The sequence below is a fragment of the Methylophaga pinxianii genome, from assembly GCF_020447225.1.
Taxonomy (GTDB): Bacteria; Pseudomonadota; Gammaproteobacteria; order Nitrosococcales; family Methylophagaceae; genus Methylophaga; species Methylophaga pinxianii.
Genome location: NZ_JAJAEO010000183.1, coordinates 1 through 21,113, shown reverse-complemented (window position 1 = coordinate 21,113; position 21,113 = coordinate 1). Strand labels below are relative to the sequence as shown.

The window sequence follows — 21,113 nt, the reverse complement described above, 5'->3', positions numbered from 1 at the left end:
TTAACTATCTGCCGATATCTCCAGCAGCAAAATGATTAAGCATATCGGCGACCAAGCGTCTTGGTAGCCAGGCTTCACCATCATGTACAGCTCGAATTGCTTTAACTAATTTGTCATGTTGTGTGGGAGTAATATAACCACGAGCTCTAAAACCTGTGGCTTTTAGCTGTTCAAAGTCAGGCGACTTTTCTGCCAAAATGATGGTTTGATTATGCGAGTAGCTTGTCGCCAAAACCAAACATAAAATATCGGTATTGATACGCTCGTTATGTTGTTCCAGCACAGTTATATCAGTTTCTGCGGCTTGAATTTCCATTACCGCTTCATCAATTGTCTCGGGCTGAATCATGGTAATGTTGAGATCATCATGATCAGCCAGATTAATTAAGCTCGGTATCGAACGACCTAACACCACTACATTGATCATGCGTATGTCCTGAGAATCATGTTGATAAGTTGCCATTGCTGTTCCCACCCTTGAAGTGGTGATTGGCGAAACCCACTACGAACAAACTGTTGCATGCGCCCCTCAACAATACTGAGAAGCAGATTAGCCGTTTCATTAACGGGTCGACCACCAGCTTGAGTCAATGTTAATTCACGCTCGCGCAATATTTGCCGGAACTGTGTTTCCAATCGGTCAAAAAATTGACTGACTCGCTGGCGAAGCCGCTCTGTCTCGCCAGTAAGAGCCGTACCAACAAGTACACTCGTTATACCTGGATTTTTTGAGCTGAATCCTAGCATCAATGCCATGATTTTTTCACATCGAGATACCGCATTCTCATCTTCATCGAGAATCCTGCGGATAAGACCGAAAACTGTATCTTCTGAGAATTCGATAAGACCTTCAAACATGCGGGCTTTACTCGGGAAATGCCGATAAAGCGCCGCTTCAGATACACCTAGACTTTCAGCCAACTGTGCTGTGGTAATTCGTTGTCCGGGATGTTGTTCAAGTTGCGTTGCCAAAGCTTCCAGAATGGCTTGATGACGCGACTGTTTATTCTGGGCACGCGTAGATTGTTGCTCCGTCATCGACCGCCTCCACGGATCAGCGTGCCAACCCCTTCATCCGTAAACATTTCCAGTAAGACCGCATGCTGTACACGACCATCGATGATGTGTGAGCTGGTTACCCCTGCCTGAACCGCATCTAACGCACAGCCAATTTTCGGCAACATTCCACCATAAATGACACCTGTCGCAATTAAATCATTGACTTGTTTTGCATTCAAGCCTGTAAGCAGCTTCCCGTCAGCATCTAGCAGGCCAGGTGTGTTTGTCAATAAAATTAACTTTTCAGCCTGAAGCACTTCAGCAATCTTGCCTGCCACGAGATCGGCATTGATATTATAGGATTGTCCATCCTGCCCGACACCAATTGGTGCAATAACGGGGATGAAATCACTATGAATCAACATATCGATAACACTGGTATCAATACTGGTTACCCGTCCGACAAAGCCCAGGTCTATGATTTCTGGTGCGTCATGGGTCACGTCATCCGATGAGGCAAATTTCATTTTTTCTGCAAAAATCAAACTACCGTCTTTGCCGGTCAAGCCAACAGCACGTCCGCCATGATTGTTGATCAAGTTCACAATGCTCTTGTTTACCTGCCCCCCCAAAACCATTTCAACAATGTCCATGGTCTCGGTATCGGTTACACGCATGCCGTTAATAAATTCCGACTCTTTGCCGATTTTTGCTAATAGCTGACCAATTTGCGGTCCACCGCCATGTACAATCACCGGATTGATACCGACCGCTTTCAGTAAAACGACATCGCGGGCAAAACTGTTTTTCAATGTTTCGTCGATCATCGCATTGCCACCATATTTGATGACCAGCGTTTTACCTGAGAAACGTTGGATATAGGGCAACGCCTCAGTCAGAACTTGAGCAATGTGTGACGCTTTCTGTGTATTCAAACTCATTAACGATTTTTCCTTGTCCCAAGTCGTTAAACCGGGCTTTTTTTATTATTTTTTGCTTATGCAAAATAGTGACCAGTTTCAATAATTTTTTAGATTGTCTGGTGAGTAAAATTAAAAATTCAGGCTTAAATTAGGTTTTACCTGCAACATTTGTTGAATGAATTGATGCTTAATCTGCTCCAGATCCGCTTCAGTTTCGGCTTCGAAACGTAATGTTAAACCTGGTACTGTATTTGAGGCTCTAACCAGCCCCCAGCCCTTGTCAAAATTCACTCGCACCCCATCGATTGTGATGATCTCAGCATTTTCAAACTGGGCGTTTTGAGTAAATTGTGTCATAAAACGGCGGCACTCCGCTGTATCTAAATCAACTAAAATTTCCGGCGTGTTAAAGCTCTGTGGTTGGGCTGCAAAAATTTCTGTAGCGCCACGACGTTGTGGATCATCTGCAATCAAGGCTAATAACCGACATGCTGCAAATAAAGCATCATCAAAACCGTACCAATTATCATTAAAAAAGATATGTCCGCTTAACTCACCAGCCAGCTTGGCATCATGTTTTAACATCTCAGCGCGAATGAGTGAATGCCCAGAAGGGCACATGATGGCTTTGCCGCCAGCTTTAGTTACGACCTGCTCAAGCAATCCCGAACTTTTAACATCGTAGATAATAGTAGCGCCTTTATGACGTTTCAGAATATCTGCGGCAAATAACATTAGCAGTCGATCCGGCCAGATAATCTCGCCTTCGCTATTGACGACTCCCAATCGATCGCCATCGCCATCAAATGCCAGTCCAATATCTAAATGCTTATCACGGACAAGCTTGGAAATATCACGCATATTTTGTGGTTGCGCAGGATTAGGATGATGGTTTGGAAAATGGCCGTCGACATTACAAAACAGCTCATGCACCTCACAGCCCAATGCAGTCAATAAGCGAGGCATCACTTTCCCGGCAATACCGTTGCCACAATCCACTCCCACTTTTAACGGACGGGAGAGCGTGATCGCCAGTTTCACTTTTTCAATATAACTGTCAATGATATCTGCCTGACGTAACTGCCCTTCTCCATTATATAAACGTGATTGTTGTATACGCTGATAGATACCTTGAATTGCGTCACCTGACAGAGTTTTATTATCAATGACGATTTTCAGACCATTGTAGCCCTGGGGATTATGACTGCCTGTGACCACAACACCACAATGCGTCTGCATATGTTGAGAGGCAAAATACACCAATGGCGTCGGAACCGCGCCAATATCTGTAACATCGCAACCACTGGCTAAGATCCCTTCAATCAGCGCATCACTGAAACTTTCACTTGAAAGCCGTCCATCCCGGCCGACAATGATCCTTGTCTGCTCCTGATGCTGGGCCTCGGTCCCTATCGCTAGCCCCAATACCCGCATAATCGGTTCGCTGAGTTGAGTGCCGACAATACCGCGAATGTCATAGGCTTTAAAAATGACCGGTTTGATATCGACCGGCCGGACTCTATCAACGGATTCGGTTTTACTAACTTTTGGCGCGGCTACACGGATGACAGCGGGTGTCGGCGTATTATCGATATTGACCTCATTTTCGACATATTCAACCGGTCGTGGCCGGGCACCAACTTGGGCCTGTTTTTTAGGTCGTAATGTACTGAATTTATTTGCGACTAACCAGCTTAGGACAAACACAATAATTGCCAACATGGCCAATGCTGGCCAAGCCGCTGATTTTGCAACACCTTCAGCTGGCCAGAATGCTAAACGCCAATAGGCACCGGGTAGTGCTTGTGTATATATCCGACTGGATTGCTGGGCTTTGCTGTCACCTTGCTCTATTAATGTGAGCCAGTTCTGAGCACCTTGTTGCAATGCCAGACTTCCCGAACCAATAGCTAAATAACGTTCTCTGAGTTTGCTTTCTAACTCTGTGACCTGCATCATCACGACCAGATAACTTGCGTTATCAAGACTTTTGCTGAGTAGGATATGCGCTTGTGGTGTATTGGGCTGCATCACGGCAATATCTGATATGCCTTGTTTGGTAGCCTGACGCAAACTATTGATCGTTCCAAAGCTAACGGGTATGCAAGCCTCTGAAGTCGGTGCAGAGGGTATTTCAGTTAACACACAAGCGGTAGTGGCATCAGGCCAGCCATATGCAACCGGATCTGCCGCATCATCAGCCGTCATTTCATTAAAACGCTGCTGCCAGACTTGCAGCATATCGGTCAGTCCTGAAGCGGCGAGCGCCAGCTTTTCTGTCTGTTGTTGGTTAAACACCGCTATGGCAGATTGTTTTTGATAATCATTTATCCAGATAGCGACAGCTAGGCCGCTAACCCATATCAAGATCATCAACAAAATAGCTAAAGAGCTTAGCCTTCTGCGAAAAATTTTCAGATTTTGCAGCGTTAATAGCACGTTTGTGCTCAGTTTCTGCCGGTATGACCAAAGCCGCCGCTGCCGCGTTCGCTGGCAGTAAACTCTGTCACTTGTTCAAACCCAACCTGCACTACTGGCACAAATAACATTTGCGCAATGCGCTCCCCTACGACGATTTCAAAAGGCGTATCGCCACGGTTCCAACATGATACAAATATTTGTCCCTGATAATCACTGTCTATCAGGCCAACTAAATTTCCCAGAACAATACCGTGTTTATGACCCAAACCAGAACGCGGTAATATCATTGCGGCTAATGCCGGGTCATCGATGTGAATAGCAATTCCTGTTGGGATCAGAATGGTTTCCCCAGGATGTAGTGTGAGATTCGCATCAAGGCAAGCCCTCAAATCCATTCCGGCTGAACCACTCGTCGCATAATCTGGAAGTTCAATAGAGTTGCCTAATCTCTCATCGAGAATTTTAAATTGAATCTTTTGCATGATAGCGCTCTGTTATGAATGTTATGAGTTCGCGTGCAATTTCAAGTTTCGGAGCATTTGTCAGTGACTTGTGCCCATTCTGCCAAAAAATTTCCAGCGCATTATTATCCTGACCAAACCCCAGGCCCTCCCCCACTTGATTAGCTGCAATCACATCCAGCCTTTTTTGCTGTAATTTTTGTTTTGCATAATAGGGCAAATTGTCTGTTTCTGCAGCAAAACCAACCATCATTGCTGGCCGCTGCTTTGCGTTGGCAACCGCGGTAATAATATCGGGATTCAATTGAAGTTGCAGGGATAAATCGTCTTTATCTGTTTTTTTAATTTTGCTTTGCGCAGCCTGTGCCGGACGATAATCGGCGACAGCTGCACAGCCAATAAAAACGGAAGAGGGGCTGATTTGCTGCATAACCGCTTCATACATTTGCTGAGCCGACTCCACCTGAATGCAATGTACTCCGCTTGGTGGATGTATCGCTACTGGTCCGGAAATCAACGTCACATCCGCACCGGCTTCAGCAGCCGCTTGGGCCAGCGCATAGCCCATTTTCCCTGAACTGCGATTGGCAATAAATCGAACGGGATCAATTGCTTCATGAGTAGGTCCGGCCGTCACGACCACCTTTATGCCGTTTAACGGGCCGGGCTGACTTTTTGTCAACAAATGCTTCAGCAAATTATCGACAGCTATCAAGCGTCCTTCGCCTTGCTCGCCACACGCCTGGTCCCCACTTTCCGGGCCAATAAACTCCACACCCCGTTGTCTTAGCAACTGGCAATTTTGCTGTGTAGCCTGGTGCGACCACATTTTATTGTTCATTGCAGGAGCCACCATCAGCGGTGCCTCTGATGCAAGACAAACCGTGGAAATCAAATCATCGGCCAAACCATGGGCCAGTTTTGCCAAACAATCTGCCGTGGCGGGTGCAATCAATATCCATTCAGCCCAACGTGCTAATTTAATGTGGCCCATTGCTGCTTCTTCATCGGCGTCAAAAAAATTCAAAGAAACCTGGTGGCCACTTACCGTTTGCATGGTTAACGGTGTAATAAATTGCGTGCCGCCATGACTCATCATTACACGAACATCTGCACCGTGATCTTTTAATCTTCGGACCAAATCTGCCGCTTTATATGCCGCAATACTACCTGTGACACCCAGCAATATCCGCTTACCTTGTAAAGCACTCTTTTCGATCATGCTGCATTTTTACCTATGGCTAAATCACGCAAACTTAAATCATCCAATACATCATTTTGTGCTTTGTTCATCTCGGTAAAAAAGGCTTCGATACTGGGTTCAGTGTGTTGTTGTAATTTCGAAACGCCAATTTCCTCAGCACTGCGCAAACTGGTCAATATTTCACTGACCCGAATTGTGCTGACATCACCCGCCAATGTGTAGGCAACTTTATCACCGGCGACTTCCACCAGAAATCCGCCCTGCTCAAGCATACCCAGCAAATCCTCTAGATTTTCACTGCTTAGCGCCGTGATCTGCTCCAGTTCCGAAAGCGTATATGCTGGCTTTTTGTCACAAAACCGTCGGGCAATAATCGTCATAAGCCACAATCCTTTCTTTTCTCGCAATCGAGGGCTTAAAACCAAGGTTTTTCCGCCCATCAATACAAATCTGGGATGCTGGAGATAAAAAGCCACCTGCGATCCGGTCAGCAGAATATACCAGCCCAGATAGAGCCAGATCATAAAGAAAAACAAAATGGCAAAACTGGAATAGATAGCCGTGTAATTCGAGGAAGATGCCACAAACGTGGCAAACAATGTTCCCAGACCAATCCACAACGCACCCGCAACTATCGCTCCCCCCAAAGCGGGGCCCAGTTTAACGCGGGTATTAGGAATAAAGGTATAAAGAAAGGTGAAAGCCAATACAATCATGAAATAAGGCAGCAACTTGCTTAACACTAACAACAATGTGCCAAATGGCTCAATTGATTGCAGCGTTAACACCACATCATGTTTCATCACGGTGGCGGCCACCCCAAGCGCAGAAAAAACCAGCACAGGGCCTATCATCACCACACTCAGATAATCTGTAAATCGACGCGCCAGACTTCTGGCGCGTTTAACTCTCCACACATAATTAAATGCACTTTCAACCTTCTGGACCAGTGCAATAATGGTGTAAAACAGCATGCCTAGACCGATTGAGCCTAAAACACCAACCTTAACATTCTCAACAAAGCCAATAATGTTACTCGTCATTTCCGCCCCACGCTCACCCAGCGGGGCCATAAAATTGAGCAATACAGGTTCTATTTGATTGTGTACGCCGAAGGCTTTCAACACCGAGAATGCCACCGCGATCAGTGGCACTAAGGAAAGCAAGGTGGTAAAGACCAGACTCATCGCCCGTAAATTCAACTCGCCGGTAGATAATTGTCGAATCATGACATAGGCCACACGGATGGCATGTCGACCCAAACGTTTTAGTTTACTGGCACTTTGAGCCGTTTCCTGCCATAACTGAACCTGAAAAAAATGCTTTAACTGGTCTATATAGTCATTCATGTTCGTACCATCCTGATGGCCATTCGTTTATCCATTAAACCGGATTATCAATATCGATGAAAATATGTTGCAGACCAAATTGTGCAGCCAGATGTTCACCTAATGCTTTTACCCCGTAGCGTTCCGTCGCATGATGCCCGGCAGAAATATAATGAATGCCAAGTTCCCGAGCCAAATGTGTAGTTTGTTCTGAAGCTTCCCCACTGATAAAAGCATCCAATCCCAATTCCGCAGCTTGCTGAATATAGCCTTGTGCGGCACCGGTACACCAGCCGATTGTGTTGATTACCCGATCGTGACCAGCGACAACCATAGGCTTACGGTCTAACTTGCTATCAATATAGTCAGCAAACTCATCTAGCGGCATTGGTGATTTTAAGCAGCCACACAAACCAATTGCTGGATCGCCGGTACCCGATATACGACCATCGATTTCAATATCCAGAAGCTTGGCTAACTGAACATTATTACCAAATTCGGTATGCGCATCCAACGGCAAATGATAGGCCAAAAGATTGATATCATGTTCTAACAGCGTTTTTAAGCGCTGATATTTAACGCCGATTACCGGAGCAGCTTCCCCACGCCAAAAATAGCCATGATGCACCAATATTGCATCCGCTTCATTAGCTACAGCTGCATCCAACAGTGCCTGGCTGGCCGTCACACCGGTTACAATGGTGTTAATTTGTTGTTTACCTTCCACCTGCAACCCATTTGGACAATAGTCCTGAAATCTTGACGTTGCCAATAACGCATCAACGTAGGCGAGCAGCTCTGTTCGGGTTATCATCCAATGTACTCCACACAAACTCCAAGGTCTGTTTATCCAGACCCCAGTCACTATAACAAACAGGAGTCTCAAAATGGATGCTGTGAGTATTATTGCGCTGAGTATGGGAGCCGCCTGGGCCAGTGGAATCAATTTATATGCTGCCGTATTCATGCTGGGGTATATGGGTACTACCGGCCATATTGTTTTGCCGGATGAATTGCAGTTGCTCAGTGATCCACTCGTGATGATGGCAGCAGGCATCATGTATTGCATCGAATTCTTTACTGATAAAGTGCCAGGCGTCGATACCGGATGGGATACTCTGCATACATTTATTCGCATCCCTGCAGGAGCGATGCTGGCCGCCAGCGCGGTTGGCGATGTCAGCCCTGCAATTGAACTGACGGCAGGACTGCTTGGGGGCGGACTTGCAGCAGCAACCCATGCTACCAAAGCAGGCAGTCGATTATTAATCAATACTTCTCCCGAACCTTTCAGTAACTGGGGCACCTCCATCACGGAAGACTTACTGGTGATTGCAGGGTTATGGACCGCTCTCACACATCCACTGTGGTTTTTAGCAGGCTTACTGCTCTTTGTAATTTTAATGATCTGGCTATTACCCCGTTTGTGGCGGGTAATAAAAACGATTCTGCAACATATTGGAAGTTGGCTAGGCTGGTGCGAAAAACCCGTTCCACCATCAACAACTCCAAGGTCACAAGCTGGTGAAACCGTATTGATTAAGTCCGAAGCAGATAAAACCGACGTTTAACGACGCCGGTACACCACGCCATGGGGCGTTCGTTGTAATTCAAAGGCATCCGTATAACCACTGATGGTTTCAGATGCACCTAAAAACAAATAGCCGCCGGGATTCAAAGACTGGGCAAGACGGGTGAGAATGTCGGATTTGCGTTCAGAAGAAAAATAAATCAGCACATTGCGGCAAAATATCACATCAAAGCGGCCCAGACTGGTATAACTTTGCAATAAATTCTGTTCTCGAAATTGCACGCGTTGTTTCAATTCATCAATGATATGCCAGCGCCCTTCAAGCTGTTTGAAGAATTGCTGCCGTCTGGCTGGTGAAATTCCTCTAATCAGCGCATGTTCCTCATATACTCCACGTTTCGCCATCGCCAGCATACTGTTGGAAATATCCGTGGCTACAATTTGTGTATTCTTCAATCGACTATCCGGTTTTTTACGAATATATTCACTGAGAATCATACTAATGGTGTAGGGTTCCTGCCCTGATGAGCAGGCTGCTGACCAGATTTTACAGGGCGGTGTAATCCGGGTTTCCATATCGGTCAGTGTTAGTTTTTCAAACACCTCAAATGGCCCACCATCACGAAACCAGGACGTTTCATTAGTGGTCATCGCGTCAATAACAGAATCGCGTAAATGTCTTGGATGGCCTCGTTGAATCGCATTTAGCAAATCGGCGACTGACGGGATATTTTCATCCCGAAGCAGCTTGGTTAACCGGCTGACAATCAGGTATTGTTTGCCATCACCCAAAACGATGCCGCAGGCTTGTTCCAAAAAAAGCCGAAACCGTTCGTAATCGGCCTGACTAATGTCATTTCCTTGTAACATACCTGCGATGTGCCCCACTCCTATTAACTAACGTCTATAGCATTTAGCGGTCAATATGCTTAAATGTTTAGCCATAATGATTTTAAACATACTCTGATTGCTTATATGTCAAAAAACAAGCCCAATCTTACTCGTCGCAATATTTTAATCACAGGATGTTCAAGTGGGATTGGATTGGAAGCGGCCCAAATATTACACCGGCGGGGTTATCATGTAATCGCTACGGTCAGGAAACCGTCTGATCAAGCCAAGCTTGCCGCCGCCGGTATCCAAAGTTTACATTGCGATTTAAATGACAGTCCCTCCATCTGCAACATGGTTAAGCAGGCACTCATCGTATTCGATGGGCAAATCGACGTGTTGTTCAACAATGCCGCCTATGGGCAGCCCGGCGCCGTTGAAGATTTATCCCGTGAAGCACTGCGTCAACAGTTTGAAACCAATGTTTTTGGCACTCAGGAGCTGACCAATCTTGTTATTAAGCAAATGCGCCAACAAGGTTTTGGCAGGATCGTCTACAACAGCTCCGTCTTAGGGCTGATCGCCCTGCCTTATCGTGGAGCCTACAATGCCAGTAAATTTGCTATAGAAGGTCTGGCAGATACCTTACGATTAGAATTGAAAGGCTCCGGCATTAGTGTTTCGCTAATTGAACCTGGCCCGATCATCAGTCAGTTTCGACAAAATGCCTTTGCCAAATATCAGCAACACATTGATAAAAATGCCAGTGCGCATCAAGTCACCTATAACGCCATGGAAAAACGTTTACAAACACAAGGTCCAGCAGCACCTTTTACCCTGCCAGCCAGTGCTGTCGTTGATAAATTGATCCACGCGATCGAAGCAGATCAGCCAAAAATCCGTTACTTTGTAACCTTTCCAACGTATCTGTTTGCCTACCTTAAACGTGTTTTATCTGCAAGCGCTTTAGACTGGGTGCTCGCCCGAGTTTCTCGAGGTGAACAGCACTAGGGTCTTTTTATCTTTCATCGATATGCCATAATCGCCGGCATAATACTTCCCATGGATGTGATTAATATGGCCAGGACGTCGTTTCAACTTCATTGGAAAACCTCCTACAGCATCTTTTGTATCAGCTTGTTCATTGGGCTGATTATTCTGTCAGTGATTATTCTTTTAACGGTGCAACAGGGAAGTTTTGAAAAGTCACAGTTGCTCAACATTTATTTACTCCCCTTTTTACTGATTATTCTGTTTTCATCGGGTCTGAGCTGGTGGGTATTACATCGGCTTTCTCGTCCATTAAACCAGATCGAACAGATATCGTTGGCTCTGCCACTTGTCTCAGCAAAAAAATATCAACAAGCTCGCCAATTATTAACCGATACTGATCGTAATATTGATCAACAGGTCATTGATCTCTCCAATATCACCAATCAGTTGATTAATGTTCTGGATCAATTGGATCAGAACGCCAGATTACGCAATCAACAAGTTCAAATTAAAAATCGTGAACTCAAAAAAGAACGGGACTTTATCCAAAGCCTGCTCAATACTGCCCAGTTAATCGTGTTAACCATGAACAAACAATTTGAAATCTCATTGTTTAATGATTACGGGGAAAAAATTACCGGCTACAGCAAAAAAGAAATGCTTGAATCCAATGTGGCAAGACTTTTTCCAGCTGGTCACTGGATACAAGCCAACATCCATTTCAATGAATTATTGGCTGGACACCAACGTATTGCTCAGCAAGATGCCGAGTTAATTGATAAAAATGGGCTTATTCGACAGATATCCTGGTTACACTCAAGGTTAGAGCATGATAATCAGCAGGCAGTGATCTTATCTGTTGGTCTGGATATGACCGATAAGAAAGAAGCTGAAAAACGCATCATCTGGATGGCAGAGCACGATCCACTGACAGATCTATGTAATCGTCGTAAATTTATTGAAGAATTCGAGAAGTCATTGCGCATGGCGGTTCGATATCACCACCGCAATACTCTGTTATATCTCGATTTGGATCAGTTTAAAGATATCAATGACACCTCTGGCCACCGTGCGGGGGATGAACTGTTAATTCTGGTAGCCCGAGCACTTAAACGGGTGACTCGATTTACCGATTTAGTCGCGCGGTTAGGTGGCGATGAGTTCGCCATACTTATGCCGGAAAGTGATCCTGCCGGTGCAATTAGCCTGGCAAAAAAGATCATTCATGAGCTGAGTACCATTCAACTTGAATATGGTGCCGTTCATCATAAGGTATCGACCAGCGTGGGAATCGTGCACTACCCACTTCAGGATGCCAGTATTCATGAACTGATGGGATTTGCTGATCTGGCCATGTATCAAGCAAAGGCGATTGGCAAAGGGGTTTATCATACTTTCTCGATCGATGATCGTACCCGTGAGCAACTGGAAGCACGGGTATTATGGAAACATCGGATTGAACAGGCACTAGAACAAGATCTATTCGTGTTGTTTTATCAACCCATCCTGGAGTTGGATTCAGACAAAATAGAGCATTACGAAGTTTTGTTACGGATGCGGGATCCACAAACGGGAGAGCTGCGCTTGCCCGGTAAATTTATTCAGATTGCCGAACAAGTAGGCCTTATTCAGCAAATTGATCACTATGTCATCAGACATGCGCTGAAACAATTAGGCTGCTTACAAAAGCAGCAGCGTAACGTCAGCTTTGCGATTAATTTATCAGGCCTGGTGATTGACACTTCTATTCTATTGCCTTTGCTGGAAAGCACCATTGCTGAATATGAAGTGGATGCAAGTGCCATCATTTTCGAAATTACAGAGACCGTTGCTGTTTCCAATCTTCAGCAGGCCAAGCAAATGATGCATTCCATTAAAGCACTGGGTTGTCGGTTCTCGCTGGATGATTTTGGGGTGGGGTTTTCATCGTTTAATTATATGCGAGAACTTCCGGTAGACATCATCAAAATTGATGGCATATTCATTAAAAATCTGGATAAAAATGCCGATGACCAGCTTTTTGTGAAGGCGTTGGTCGATGTTGCCAAAGGGTTAAATAGAAAAACCACGGCCGAATTTGTTGAAAATGAAGCCATTCTGGACCTATTGCGGGGTTACGGTGTTGATTTTGCTCAAGGTTATTATATTGGCCGACCTCAACCCATATTGCTTGAAGCCATTGTCTGGACACAACCATTTTGAAAAGACGCTTTTAATCATTTCACGCTCCATGCTTGTGCACCGGACAGTTTTTTTCGGGTCATATTGGTGCAACATCAGCAGCTTTAAAACACATAAATTACAGATAAACAATTGATATTAATAGACAAGTTCAGTTCGGCATAAAACATGCAAACTGCTTACCTGTTTAATATCTACTTTATTCTGGAGTTTATATGTCTTATCTCATGCCCAGCGAATTTGCCAAGAAGATGGTTGATGCCGGGGAAGCCAAATTAAAAATGGCTACCCGGGATGTTTTAATCCGTTCCTACATGGCTGGCGCGATTCTGACTCTTGCAGTCGCCTTTGCCGTTACAGCCGCAGTTCAAACCGGTTTGCCAATTGTTGGTGCCCTCGTATTCCCCGTTGGTTTTGTATTGCTGAATTTACTGGGTTTTGATTTGTTGACCGGTGTATTTGCGTTGGTGCCATTAGCATTGTTAGATAAAAGAAGCGGCTGTACCTTCAAAGGAATGATGAAAAACTGGTTGCTGGTCGGCTTAGGTAATTTATTAGGGGCCTTAACAACCGCATTATTAGTGGGTATTGCATGGACCTTTGCTTTCACCACCGAACCCGGCGCTGCAGGACAGGCGATTGCCAAAGCGGCTGAAGCTCGTACTTTAGGTTTTGCTGCTCATGGCGGTGCTGGGTGGTTTACCGTATTTGTCGCAGGGATTCTCTGTAACTGGATGGTTTCGACTGGCGTAGTGGGAGCGATGCTCTCAAACTCAGTTGCCGGCAAAGTGGTGGCGATGTGGTTGCCAATCGCCGTGTTTTTTGGCCTGGTATTCGAACATGCGGTGGTCAATATGTTTCTCTTCCCGATGGGCATGCTGATGGGTGCAGATATCACCATTACTGACTGGTTATGGTGGAATGAAATTCCGGTAATTTTCGGCAATCTGCTGGGTGGTCTGGTACTGACCGGCGGCATGTTGTATGCCACGCATTATAAAACCGGAGCCCCTACCGCTGAATTTTCGGAAAAAATGAACTGATTTCCTCGTTGACCAGGCACCTGTTTCCAGTGCCTGGTTTTTTATCCGCCCATCAATAAATATCTTGGAGTAACAATGAATAAACTTGCTATGACGCAAGCCATCATGGTGGCAAAAGAAACCAGAGAGTTGAGCTGGGAAAAAATTGGTCAAGCCATTGGGATGTCACCTGAATGGACAGCCTCCGCCTGCCTTGGCATGAACAGTATGCCTGCTGAGACGGCCCAAAAGCTTTGCCAGTGTTTGGGGCTTGAAACCGAAGTAGAACAGGCCTTGCAAAAGTACCCCAACAAGCAATGGGATCAGACTGTGCCAACAGATCCATTGCTCTATCGTCTCTACGAAATGATGGCGGTATATGGCCCAAGTATCAAAGAAATCGTCCATGAAAAATGCGGTGATGGCATTGTCAGCGCAATTGACTTTGCACTAAAAGTCGAAAAAAAGCCCGATCCCAAAGGGGATCGTATTGTCATCACACTTGATGGCAAGTTTCTTCCATATAAAGCATGGTAATACGCAAGAGCCGGGATGAATTGGCATTATTCACCCCGGCTATTTCTTGCTCTTAATGTCTCAACTCACTGGTAAAGACCAGTTCGTCATCTTCCACATCAACCTTAATCACTTGCCCGGCAACAAAACGTCCCGATAACAATGCCTGTGCCAAGGGGTTTTCCAACTCATGTTGAATGACCCGCTTCAAAGGCCGGGCACCATAAACCGGATCAAAGCCTGCCTCAGATAATCGGTCCAAAGCAGCATCGGTTAATTCCAGTCCCATTTCTTTTTCTGCCAGTCGTTTGCGTAAATGTGACAGTTGAATATCGGCAATCGCACGAATCTGTGATTTTTGCAACGGATGAAACACCACCACATCATCGACCCGATTAATAAATTCAGGACGGAAATGCTGCCCAACAATTTCCATTACCGCTTTTTTCATAGCTTCATAATTATCTTCACCAGCCATCTCCTGGATCACATTGGAACCCAGATTGGAGGTCATAACGATAACTGTATTTCTAAAATCAACAGTACGTCCTTGTCCATCAGTTAAACGTCCATCGTCCAGAACCTGCAACAGAATATTAAAAACATCCGGATGCGCTTTTTCGACCTCATCTAATAAGATCACTGAATACGGTTTACGACGTACCGCTTCAGTAAGATAACCACCCTCTTCATACCCAACATAACCGGGAGGTGCGCCCACCAGACGGGCTACCGAGTGTTTCTCCATAAATTCAGACATATCAATCCGCACCATGGCATCTTCGGTATCAAATAAAAATGTTGCCAGAGATTTGCACAGCTCGGTCTTACCTACCCCCGTTGGTCCTAAAAACAGGAATGAACCATTAGGACGATTGGGATCTGATAAACCGGCACGACTGCGACGAATCGCATTAGCCACGGAATTGACGGCTTCGTCCTGACCAATAACCCGTTCGTGCAAAGCTTCATCCATTTTCAGCAGCTTATCACGCTCACCTTCCAGCATTTTGGAGACCGGGATTCCGGTCCACTTGGAAACCACTTCTGCAATTTCTTCTTCGCCAACGCGGTTACGCAGCAAGGTGAAATCCTGCATCTCGGCCTGGGTCGCAATATCCAATTGTTTCTCTAATGCAGGTATACGCCCATATTGCAATTCAGACATTTTTTCCAGATTGCCACTACGGTTAGCCGATTCAAGTTCCAACCGGGCTTTTTCCAATTCTTCTTTAATATGCTGACTGCCATGCAAAGCCGCTTTTTCTGATTTCCAGACTTCTTCCAAATCAGTGTATTCACGCGCCAGCTTTTTCATCTCGGTTTCCAGCGTATCCAAACGTTTTTTGGAAGCTTCATCCGATTCTTTCTGCAATGCAACACGCTCAATTTTCAATTGGATCAAGCGTCTTTCCAGTCGATCCAGAACTTCAGGTTTGGAGTCGATTTCCATCCTAATCCGGCTGGCGGCTTCGTCAATCAAATCAATCGCTTTATCCGGCAGATTCCGGTCGGTGATATAACGATGCGATAAGGTCGCTGCAGCAACAATAGCTGGGTCGGTAATATCCACACCATGATGCACTTCATAACGTTCACTCAGGCCGCGTAAGATGGCAATGGTCGATTCCACACTCGGCTCGCCGACCAGTACTTTCTGAAAACGACGCTCCAGAGCCGCATCTTTTTCAACGTATTGGCGATATTCGTCCAGTGTCGTCGCACCGATGCAATGTAATTCACCCCGAGCCAGGGCAGGTTTCAGCATATTTCCGGCGTCCATTGCGCCTTCTGCTTTACCGGCACCGACCATGGTATGAATTTCATCGATAAACAGAATGATCTGGCCTTCCTGTTTGGACAGGTCATTGAGTACGGCTTTTAATCGTTCCTCGAATTCACCACGGAATTTGGCACCCGCAATCAATGAGCCCATATCCAACGCCAGAACCCGCTTGTTCTTCATGCCTTCAGGTACTTCACCGTTGACAATACGCTGCGCCAAACCTTCAACAATCGCGGTTTTACCAACGCCGGGTTCACCTATCAATACCGGGTTGTTTTTGGTACGCCGTTGCAGCACCTGAATGGTCCGACGAATCTCATCGTCCCGGCCAATCACGGGGTCGAGCTTGCCACTCTCCGCACGAGCAGTCAGATCGATAGTATATTTTTCCAGTGCCTGACGTTGTTCTTCAGCATTTTGATCGGTCACGCGTTCGCCCCCACGGATTTTATCGATTACATTATTAATATTCGTTTTGTTGGCACCATGCTTTCGCAGCAATTCACCTGTTTGATTTTTTTCCTCAACCGCAGCCAATACCAACAGTTCGCTGGAAATAAATTGATCCTGGCGTTGTTGTGCCAATTTATCAGTTTGATTCAGAAGACGGTTTAGCTCGGTTGAAATGCGAATATCACCATTGCCGCCCTCAACTTGAGGAAAGCGCTTTAGCTGTGCTTCCAAATCAGCTTGATAGGCAGGCACATTCACACCACTTTGAGCCAACAGCGGTTTGACGGTTCCTCCTTGCTGATTCAGTAATGCCAGTAATAAATGTGCAGGCTCAATCACCTGATGATCCCGTCCAACGGCCAGACTTTGGGCAGCGCCAAGTGCTTCCTGGAACTTGCTGGTCAGTTTATCGATTTGCATCGTAATATCCCTGTAAAAAATATGTTAATTACAAAATGGGGGGGTGACGATTGGAAATCAAGTGAGTTATCGCAGAAAAATAATTATTTTGATTAAAACAATAAGTTATTGAAAACAGTTTAATTATTAAACATAGATAACTATGGTTAGGGCTTTTTAATGCTTATTGGTGTTTCAATAGCTGTGCTGATATCTTGTAAACATTGTGACATGGTTTCAGTAGAACAATGCAATGCTGAATCCATCGTCAGTTGCACTCTGCTAGGTACAAATGGTGCAGTAAAAACCTTACCTTGAGCACTGACACCATCAATCCGAACAGGAAAGACAGGCGCTGATGACCAGCTTGCCAGTCGGCCCACACCACCTTTAATTTTTCTCGGCGGGTCACTGTCCAGATGAATCTTGCCATGCGGAAACAAAGCAATAACCTCACCCTGTTGCAAGGCCCGTAAAGCCTGTCTTAATGCCTGCTCCGGGCGACCGGTGCGATCCACCGGGATGCAGCCGGCTTTTTTAAATACCCAACGAACCAAGGGCCGTTCATATTCTTCACGGGCAATTAAAAAACGTAATGGGCGTTTGCTGGCCGAAATTAATAACAGCGGATCAACCCCCGAAACATGATTAGCCACCACGATAGCTGGTCCCGTCTCAGGTAAATTAATTTTTTGCTCTGGTAATCGCTGAATATAACGGCAAATCAGCCGCGTCCAGCCATCCAGCCAATTCACTGAAGGCCCGCCCCAATCCGCTTCAGCATGAAGAATTCCGATAAGCCAGATGGAGAAAGCAATCAAGACCAATGAGACAAAGTAGACGGTCATTCCACCTCAAAAGGGGCTGGGTCGCCCATACCGACACGGACGACTTCCGGTAGATCATTGATAAACTCAATAACTGTTGTCGGCTCAGGACCACAGGCGCCGCCATCAATAATCAGATCGACATGTTTACTCAGGCGATCGACCACCTCATCCGCTTCTGTAATGGGCATGGTTTCGCCAGGCATAATCAGTGTTGAACTCATTAGTGGTTCATCTAATTCTTCTAATAAAGCCAATGCAATATTGTTGACCGGAATGCGTAACCCAATGGTTTTACGTTTGGGGTGCTGCAGTCTTCTGGGCACTTCCTTGGTCGCCGGTAATACAAATGTATATGGCCCGGGAGTATGCGCTTTGATTAACCTGAATACGGCATTATTAAACTTGGCGTAAACCGATAGCTCGGATAAATCCCTGCACACCAGGGTGAAATTATGATCATCATCCAGCTGACGCAAGCGACGAATCCGATCCATGGCAGATTTATCACCCAAATGACAGCCTAGCGCATAGCCTGAATCGGTTGGATAAACCACTAAGCCACCGCTTAAGATAATCTGACAAGCCTGCTTGATCAGTCGCGCTTGTGGGTTATCAGGGTGAATTTGAAAATATTGACTCATGTAAAACCTTCGTTAACAGCTGGGAGTTTGTCTGCTTCATACCATAATACAAATGGAAGAATGATTCATTGCCATAAAGTCCAGACCGGCAGACATGAAGCAGGTAAAGGTAAAAAACGTCCGAGTTCACTCCAGCTTTGATCGGGGCTATGAAAGTCTGATCCACAGGAAGCGAACAATTCATACTGTTTAGCCAGGGCGGCAACACTTCTCAGTTGATCCGGATGTTGATGTCCTGAACTGACCTCTATAGCCTGTCCACCTGCGGTTTTAAAATCTTCAATCAATCGCCGCAGCTTAGTACTTGTCATTTTATAGCGCAAAGGATGCGCGATGACGGCTTGTCCTCCTGCTTCGGTAATCCACTCCACTGCAGAGTGTAAATCAGTCCACTTTCCGGGCACGTATCCTGGTTTTCCTCGCACCAAAAACCGTTTGAAAACATCTTTGGTATCAGACGCATGGCCTTTTTCAACCAAAAACTGAGCAAAATGCATACGCCCCAACATGGTTTTTGAAGCATATTGAGCCGCTCCCTCCAAAGCTCCCGAAATCCCGGATTTTTCCAAACGTTGCGCAATTTCTTCAGCGCGTTGTTGACGATAATCGCGAATTTCGGCTAAACCATTTTGTAATTTAGGGCAGTCAATATCAATATTCAGTCCAACAATATGCACTGTACTGCTATACCAACTGACTGAAATTTCGACACCAGGAATAAGAATAAGAGGCTGATCCTGCGCAGCCTGAAGTGCTGCAGTTATGCCCTCTGTACCGTCATGGTCGGTCAGTGCCAATACATCGACACCTTGCTGAACGGCACGTTCGACAAGTGCTTGAGGTGATAGGCCGCCATCAGAGGCGGTGGAATGGCAATGCAGGTCATAGTGCGTCATGGTGTTGATTTTACGTTAGAATGGGCTATCTCTGTAATAACTGAAGTAAAAGATGAAACTATTTACTGATTTTTTGCCTATTATCCTGTTTTTCATTGCCTATAAGTTCGGTGGTGGTACCTACCATTGGAATGGTCAGGAATATGATATTGCCGGTATTTATGTGGCAACCGCAGTGATGATGCTGGCGACTTTCGCACAGGTGATTTATGGGTTGCTGCGGCATGGCAAAGTGGAAAGACAGCATCTAATTACCTTTATTCTGGTCATGGTGCTCGGTGGTGCCACGCTCTGGTTACAAAATCCGGAGTTTGTGATGTGGAAACCCACCGCAGTGAACTGGTTGTTTGCATTAGCCTTTATCGGAGCCCGGGTATTCACTGACAAAACGCTGCTTGAACGTCTGATGGCAGCCCATCTGCAACTGCCTACTGCGGTTTGGTCGAGATTAAATACGGCATGGATTCTGTTTTTTATCTTTTCCGGATTTCTAAATATTTATATCGCGTATTACTACTCAGAAGAAACCTGGGTGAATTTTAAATTATTCGGCTCACTGGCCATTACTATCGTCTTTATTGCTGGCCAGGCGATTTATCTGTCACGCCATATTAATGACAACGGTAATTCGAAGGATGCCTCTTGATGTTATATGCCATTATCAGCGAAGATAAACCTGATAGTCTGCAACGCCGTCTGACTGCACGGCCGGCTCACCTTGCCCGTTTGCAGGAATTGCAAAATCAAGGCCGTTTAGTGTTAGCAGGTCCTCATCCTGCAATTGATAGCGAAGATCCCGGTGAAGCCGGGTTTACTGGCAGCCTTGTGGTGGCCGAGTTTGATGATTTGCTAAGTGCACAGCAGTGGGCTGAAGCAGATCCTTATCATGCGGCAGAGGTATATGCTAACGTCATTGTTAAACCTTTTCGGAAGGTCTTACCATGAGCAGCACGACACAACAACAACTGCAACAGGCTCTTCAACAGCTGAATCCGGTACAGCTTCAGATTACGGATGACAGTCATCTGCATGCAGGACATGCGGGCAATACCGGAGGTGGTCACTTTACGGTTTTTATTGTCAGTGAAGCTTTTAATGGCTTGTCCCCGCTTAAACGACACCGGCTGGTCTATGAGGCAGCAGCCGAATTGTTGCCATCCACAATCCATGCTCTGAGCATCCAAGCTAAAACACCTGCTGAACTCAATTAAATTAACTGAATAATGGCCACGGAAAGCAGCAAAGTTAAGAACCAAGCCTTTCTGGCACAATTGGAACGTCAGCGTCTACAAAAACCTTGCCAGCGGATTATTGATTTGCGTGGCAAAGTCAGCGGTGAATGTCAGCCATACCAGTTTGGTGAGATAACGCATTATCTTGATGATCGCAGTTATTTAATTCTCAAACAGCTGGTGGAACGGATGGGGGGGCAATATACCGTTGGTGCATACGAAGCCCTGATACAGGCAGTTCGACAATTTCAGCAACAAGCACAACAACAGTTATCTCCTCCCATTGAAGACAAGAGTGTGTTGCTTCTTCGTCTCGATAAACCGATAAGACGGCAGGCACAACGCGTTTTATTAACGTTGCCGGTCACTGTGCATAATGCAGATATCAGTTATCATGCCATGACTCTGGATGTCAGTATTGACGCGATTCGAGTCAGCATGAAACATGCATCAGCACTGAAAAAAA

The 21,113-nt window shown here is 45.7% G+C and carries 22 protein-coding genes; 9 read left to right on the top strand and 13 right to left on the bottom strand.

Translation table 11 applies throughout. The annotated features are described in order from the left end of the window. Positions 1-4 precede the first annotated feature (4 nt). The 8 genes from LGT40_RS12630 to LGT40_RS12595 all read right to left on the bottom strand — a co-directional run bounded on the left by LGT40_RS12630 (position 5) and on the right by LGT40_RS12595 (position 8,150). A complete protein-coding gene (locus tag LGT40_RS12630) occupies positions 5-463 on the bottom strand; it encodes a hypothetical protein (RefSeq protein ID WP_226073073.1) in 459 nt (152 codons plus the stop codon). Next, the gene (gene slmA, locus LGT40_RS12625) at positions 424-1,038 is read right to left on the bottom strand and encodes a nucleoid occlusion factor SlmA (RefSeq protein ID WP_226073072.1); all 615 of its coding nucleotides are present in this window, start codon (positions 1,036-1,038) and stop codon (positions 424-426) included. Before slmA ends, LGT40_RS12630 begins: the two co-directional genes overlap by 40 nt. Beyond that, the gene (gene argB / locus LGT40_RS12620) at positions 1,035-1,940 is read right to left on the bottom strand and encodes an acetylglutamate kinase (RefSeq protein ID WP_226073069.1); all 906 of its coding nucleotides are present in this window, start codon (positions 1,938-1,940) and stop codon (positions 1,035-1,037) included. The genes slmA and argB overlap by 4 nt, the downstream gene beginning before the upstream one ends. Before the next feature lie 111 nt (positions 1,941-2,051). Continuing rightward, complete coding sequence (locus LGT40_RS12615; protein ID WP_226073067.1) at positions 2,052-4,361, bottom strand: phosphomannomutase/phosphoglucomutase; 2,310 nt, start codon at positions 4,359-4,361, stop codon at positions 2,052-2,054. Between the two features lie 8 nt (positions 4,362-4,369). Continuing rightward, positions 4,370-4,825, bottom strand: coding sequence for a dUTP diphosphatase (gene dut / locus LGT40_RS12610; protein WP_264177904.1), 456 nt, complete (start codon positions 4,823-4,825; stop codon positions 4,370-4,372). Next, positions 4,806-6,026, bottom strand: coding sequence for a bifunctional phosphopantothenoylcysteine decarboxylase/phosphopantothenate--cysteine ligase CoaBC (gene coaBC, locus LGT40_RS12605; protein WP_226073065.1), 1,221 nt, complete (start codon positions 6,024-6,026; stop codon positions 4,806-4,808). Before coaBC ends, dut begins: the two co-directional genes overlap by 20 nt. Continuing rightward, complete coding sequence (locus tag LGT40_RS12600) at positions 6,023-7,357, bottom strand: YhjD/YihY/BrkB family envelope integrity protein (protein ID WP_226073063.1); 1,335 nt, start codon at positions 7,355-7,357, stop codon at positions 6,023-6,025. Before LGT40_RS12600 ends, coaBC begins: the two co-directional genes overlap by 4 nt. A 34-nt stretch (positions 7,358-7,391) precedes the next feature. Beyond that, positions 7,392-8,150 (bottom strand): Nif3-like dinuclear metal center hexameric protein, encoded by a 759-nt coding sequence (locus LGT40_RS12595; protein WP_226073060.1) that lies wholly within the window; start codon positions 8,148-8,150, stop codon positions 7,392-7,394. A gap of 73 nt (positions 8,151-8,223) precedes the next feature. Here LGT40_RS12595 and LGT40_RS12590 point away from each other — a divergent pair, with 73 nt between their 5' ends. Continuing rightward, positions 8,224-8,907 (top strand): DUF4126 domain-containing protein, encoded by a 684-nt coding sequence (locus LGT40_RS12590; RefSeq protein ID WP_226073052.1) that lies wholly within the window; start codon positions 8,224-8,226, stop codon positions 8,905-8,907. Here LGT40_RS12590 and LGT40_RS12585 read toward each other — a convergent pair. Then, complete coding sequence (locus LGT40_RS12585; protein WP_226073050.1) at positions 8,904-9,737, bottom strand: CheR family methyltransferase; 834 nt, start codon at positions 9,735-9,737, stop codon at positions 8,904-8,906. The genes LGT40_RS12590 and LGT40_RS12585 overlap by 4 nt on opposite strands. A gap of 105 nt (positions 9,738-9,842) precedes the next feature. Here LGT40_RS12585 and LGT40_RS12580 point away from each other — a divergent pair, with 105 nt between their 5' ends. The 4 genes from LGT40_RS12580 (at position 9,843) to cynS (ending at position 14,431) form a co-directional block, all read left to right on the top strand. Continuing rightward, entirely contained in the window at positions 9,843-10,709 is an 867-nt protein-coding gene (locus LGT40_RS12580; protein ID WP_226073042.1) for an SDR family NAD(P)-dependent oxidoreductase, read from the top strand. Between the two features lie 66 nt (positions 10,710-10,775). Next, positions 10,776-12,893, top strand: coding sequence for a putative bifunctional diguanylate cyclase/phosphodiesterase (locus LGT40_RS12575; RefSeq protein WP_226073040.1), 2,118 nt, complete (start codon positions 10,776-10,778; stop codon positions 12,891-12,893). A 194-nt stretch (positions 12,894-13,087) separates the two neighbouring features. After that, positions 13,088-13,915: a formate/nitrite transporter family protein gene (locus tag LGT40_RS12570; protein ID WP_226073038.1), complete on the top strand. Its 828-nt coding sequence runs from the start codon at positions 13,088-13,090 to the stop codon at positions 13,913-13,915. A gap of 75 nt (positions 13,916-13,990) precedes the next feature. Beyond that, complete coding sequence (cynS, locus tag LGT40_RS12565) at positions 13,991-14,431, top strand: cyanase (RefSeq protein ID WP_226073036.1); 441 nt, start codon at positions 13,991-13,993, stop codon at positions 14,429-14,431. 52 nt (positions 14,432-14,483) lie between these two features. On the opposite strand, the gene clpB is transcribed toward cynS, so the two are convergent. The 4 genes from clpB to LGT40_RS12545 all read right to left on the bottom strand — a co-directional run bounded on the left by clpB (position 14,484) and on the right by LGT40_RS12545 (position 19,415). Further along, positions 14,484-17,069: an ATP-dependent chaperone ClpB gene (gene clpB / locus LGT40_RS12560; RefSeq protein ID WP_226073034.1), complete on the bottom strand. Its 2,586-nt coding sequence runs from the start codon at positions 17,067-17,069 to the stop codon at positions 14,484-14,486. Between the two features lie 146 nt (positions 17,070-17,215). Next, positions 17,216-17,896 (bottom strand): lysophospholipid acyltransferase family protein, encoded by a 681-nt coding sequence (locus LGT40_RS12555; protein WP_226073032.1) that lies wholly within the window; start codon positions 17,894-17,896, stop codon positions 17,216-17,218. Then, positions 17,893-18,519: an L-threonylcarbamoyladenylate synthase gene (locus tag LGT40_RS12550; RefSeq protein ID WP_226073030.1), complete on the bottom strand. Its 627-nt coding sequence runs from the start codon at positions 18,517-18,519 to the stop codon at positions 17,893-17,895. Before LGT40_RS12550 ends, LGT40_RS12555 begins: the two co-directional genes overlap by 4 nt. A gap of 65 nt (positions 18,520-18,584) precedes the next feature. Next, on the bottom strand, positions 18,585-19,415 hold the full coding sequence (locus tag LGT40_RS12545; protein ID WP_226073019.1) for a PHP domain-containing protein: 831 nt from the start codon (positions 19,413-19,415) through the stop codon (positions 18,585-18,587). Positions 19,416-19,467: 52 nt separating this feature from the next. On the opposite strand from LGT40_RS12545, the gene LGT40_RS12540 reads away from it, so the two are divergent. The 4 genes from LGT40_RS12540 to LGT40_RS12525 all read left to right on the top strand — a co-directional run. Then, on the top strand, positions 19,468-20,061 hold the full coding sequence (locus LGT40_RS12540; RefSeq protein WP_226073017.1) for a septation protein A: 594 nt from the start codon (positions 19,468-19,470) through the stop codon (positions 20,059-20,061). Further along, positions 20,061-20,360, top strand: coding sequence for a YciI family protein (locus tag LGT40_RS12535; protein ID WP_226073015.1), 300 nt, complete (start codon positions 20,061-20,063; stop codon positions 20,358-20,360). The genes LGT40_RS12540 and LGT40_RS12535 overlap by 1 nt, the downstream gene beginning before the upstream one ends. Next, the gene (locus LGT40_RS12530) at positions 20,357-20,626 is read left to right on the top strand and encodes a BolA family protein (protein ID WP_226073013.1); all 270 of its coding nucleotides are present in this window, start codon (positions 20,357-20,359) and stop codon (positions 20,624-20,626) included. The genes LGT40_RS12535 and LGT40_RS12530 overlap by 4 nt, the downstream gene beginning before the upstream one ends. 12 nt (positions 20,627-20,638) lie before the next feature. Then, on the top strand, positions 20,639-21,113 hold a 475-nt coding region (locus tag LGT40_RS12525; RefSeq protein WP_226343212.1), incomplete at its 3' end, for a PilZ domain-containing protein.

Excerpts from the sequence above, each read along its gene's own strand:
- LGT40_RS12600 (WP_226073063.1), bottom strand. The coding sequence starts at position 7,357 with ATGAATGACTATATAGACCAGTTAAAGCATTTTTTTCAGGTTCAGTTA.
- LGT40_RS12530 (WP_226073013.1), top strand. The coding sequence starts at position 20,357 with ATGAGCAGCACGACACAACAACAACTGCAACAGGCTCTTCAACAGCTG.
- LGT40_RS12630 (WP_226073073.1), bottom strand. The coding sequence starts at position 463 with ATGGCAACTTATCAACATGATTCTCAGGACATACGCATGATCAATGTA.
- slmA (WP_226073072.1), bottom strand. The coding sequence starts at position 1,038 with ATGACGGAGCAACAATCTACGCGTGCCCAGAATAAACAGTCGCGTCAT.
- LGT40_RS12545 (WP_226073019.1), bottom strand. The coding sequence starts at position 19,415 with ATGACGCACTATGACCTGCATTGCCATTCCACCGCCTCTGATGGCGGC.
- LGT40_RS12550 (WP_226073030.1), bottom strand. The coding sequence starts at position 18,519 with ATGAGTCAATATTTTCAAATTCACCCTGATAACCCACAAGCGCGACTG.
- LGT40_RS12575 (WP_226073040.1), top strand. The coding sequence starts at position 10,776 with ATGGCCAGGACGTCGTTTCAACTTCATTGGAAAACCTCCTACAGCATC.
- clpB (WP_226073034.1), bottom strand. The coding sequence starts at position 17,069 with ATGCAAATCGATAAACTGACCAGCAAGTTCCAGGAAGCACTTGGCGCT.
- LGT40_RS12570 (WP_226073038.1), top strand. The coding sequence starts at position 13,088 with ATGTCTTATCTCATGCCCAGCGAATTTGCCAAGAAGATGGTTGATGCC.
- coaBC (WP_226073065.1), bottom strand. The coding sequence starts at position 6,026 with ATGATCGAAAAGAGTGCTTTACAAGGTAAGCGGATATTGCTGGGTGTC.
- LGT40_RS12555 (WP_226073032.1), bottom strand. The coding sequence starts at position 17,896 with ATGACCGTCTACTTTGTCTCATTGGTCTTGATTGCTTTCTCCATCTGG.
- LGT40_RS12535 (WP_226073015.1), top strand. The coding sequence starts at position 20,061 with ATGTTATATGCCATTATCAGCGAAGATAAACCTGATAGTCTGCAACGC.
- LGT40_RS12580 (WP_226073042.1), top strand. The coding sequence starts at position 9,843 with ATGTCAAAAAACAAGCCCAATCTTACTCGTCGCAATATTTTAATCACA.
- LGT40_RS12540 (WP_226073017.1), top strand. The coding sequence starts at position 19,468 with ATGAAACTATTTACTGATTTTTTGCCTATTATCCTGTTTTTCATTGCC.
- argB (WP_226073069.1), bottom strand. The coding sequence starts at position 1,940 with ATGAGTTTGAATACACAGAAAGCGTCACACATTGCTCAAGTTCTGACT.
- dut (WP_264177904.1), bottom strand. The coding sequence starts at position 4,825 with ATGCAAAAGATTCAATTTAAAATTCTCGATGAGAGATTAGGCAACTCT.
- LGT40_RS12590 (WP_226073052.1), top strand. The coding sequence starts at position 8,224 with ATGGATGCTGTGAGTATTATTGCGCTGAGTATGGGAGCCGCCTGGGCC.
- LGT40_RS12595 (WP_226073060.1), bottom strand. The coding sequence starts at position 8,150 with ATGATAACCCGAACAGAGCTGCTCGCCTACGTTGATGCGTTATTGGCA.
- cynS (WP_226073036.1), top strand. The coding sequence starts at position 13,991 with ATGAATAAACTTGCTATGACGCAAGCCATCATGGTGGCAAAAGAAACC.
- LGT40_RS12585 (WP_226073050.1), bottom strand. The coding sequence starts at position 9,737 with ATGTTACAAGGAAATGACATTAGTCAGGCCGATTACGAACGGTTTCGG.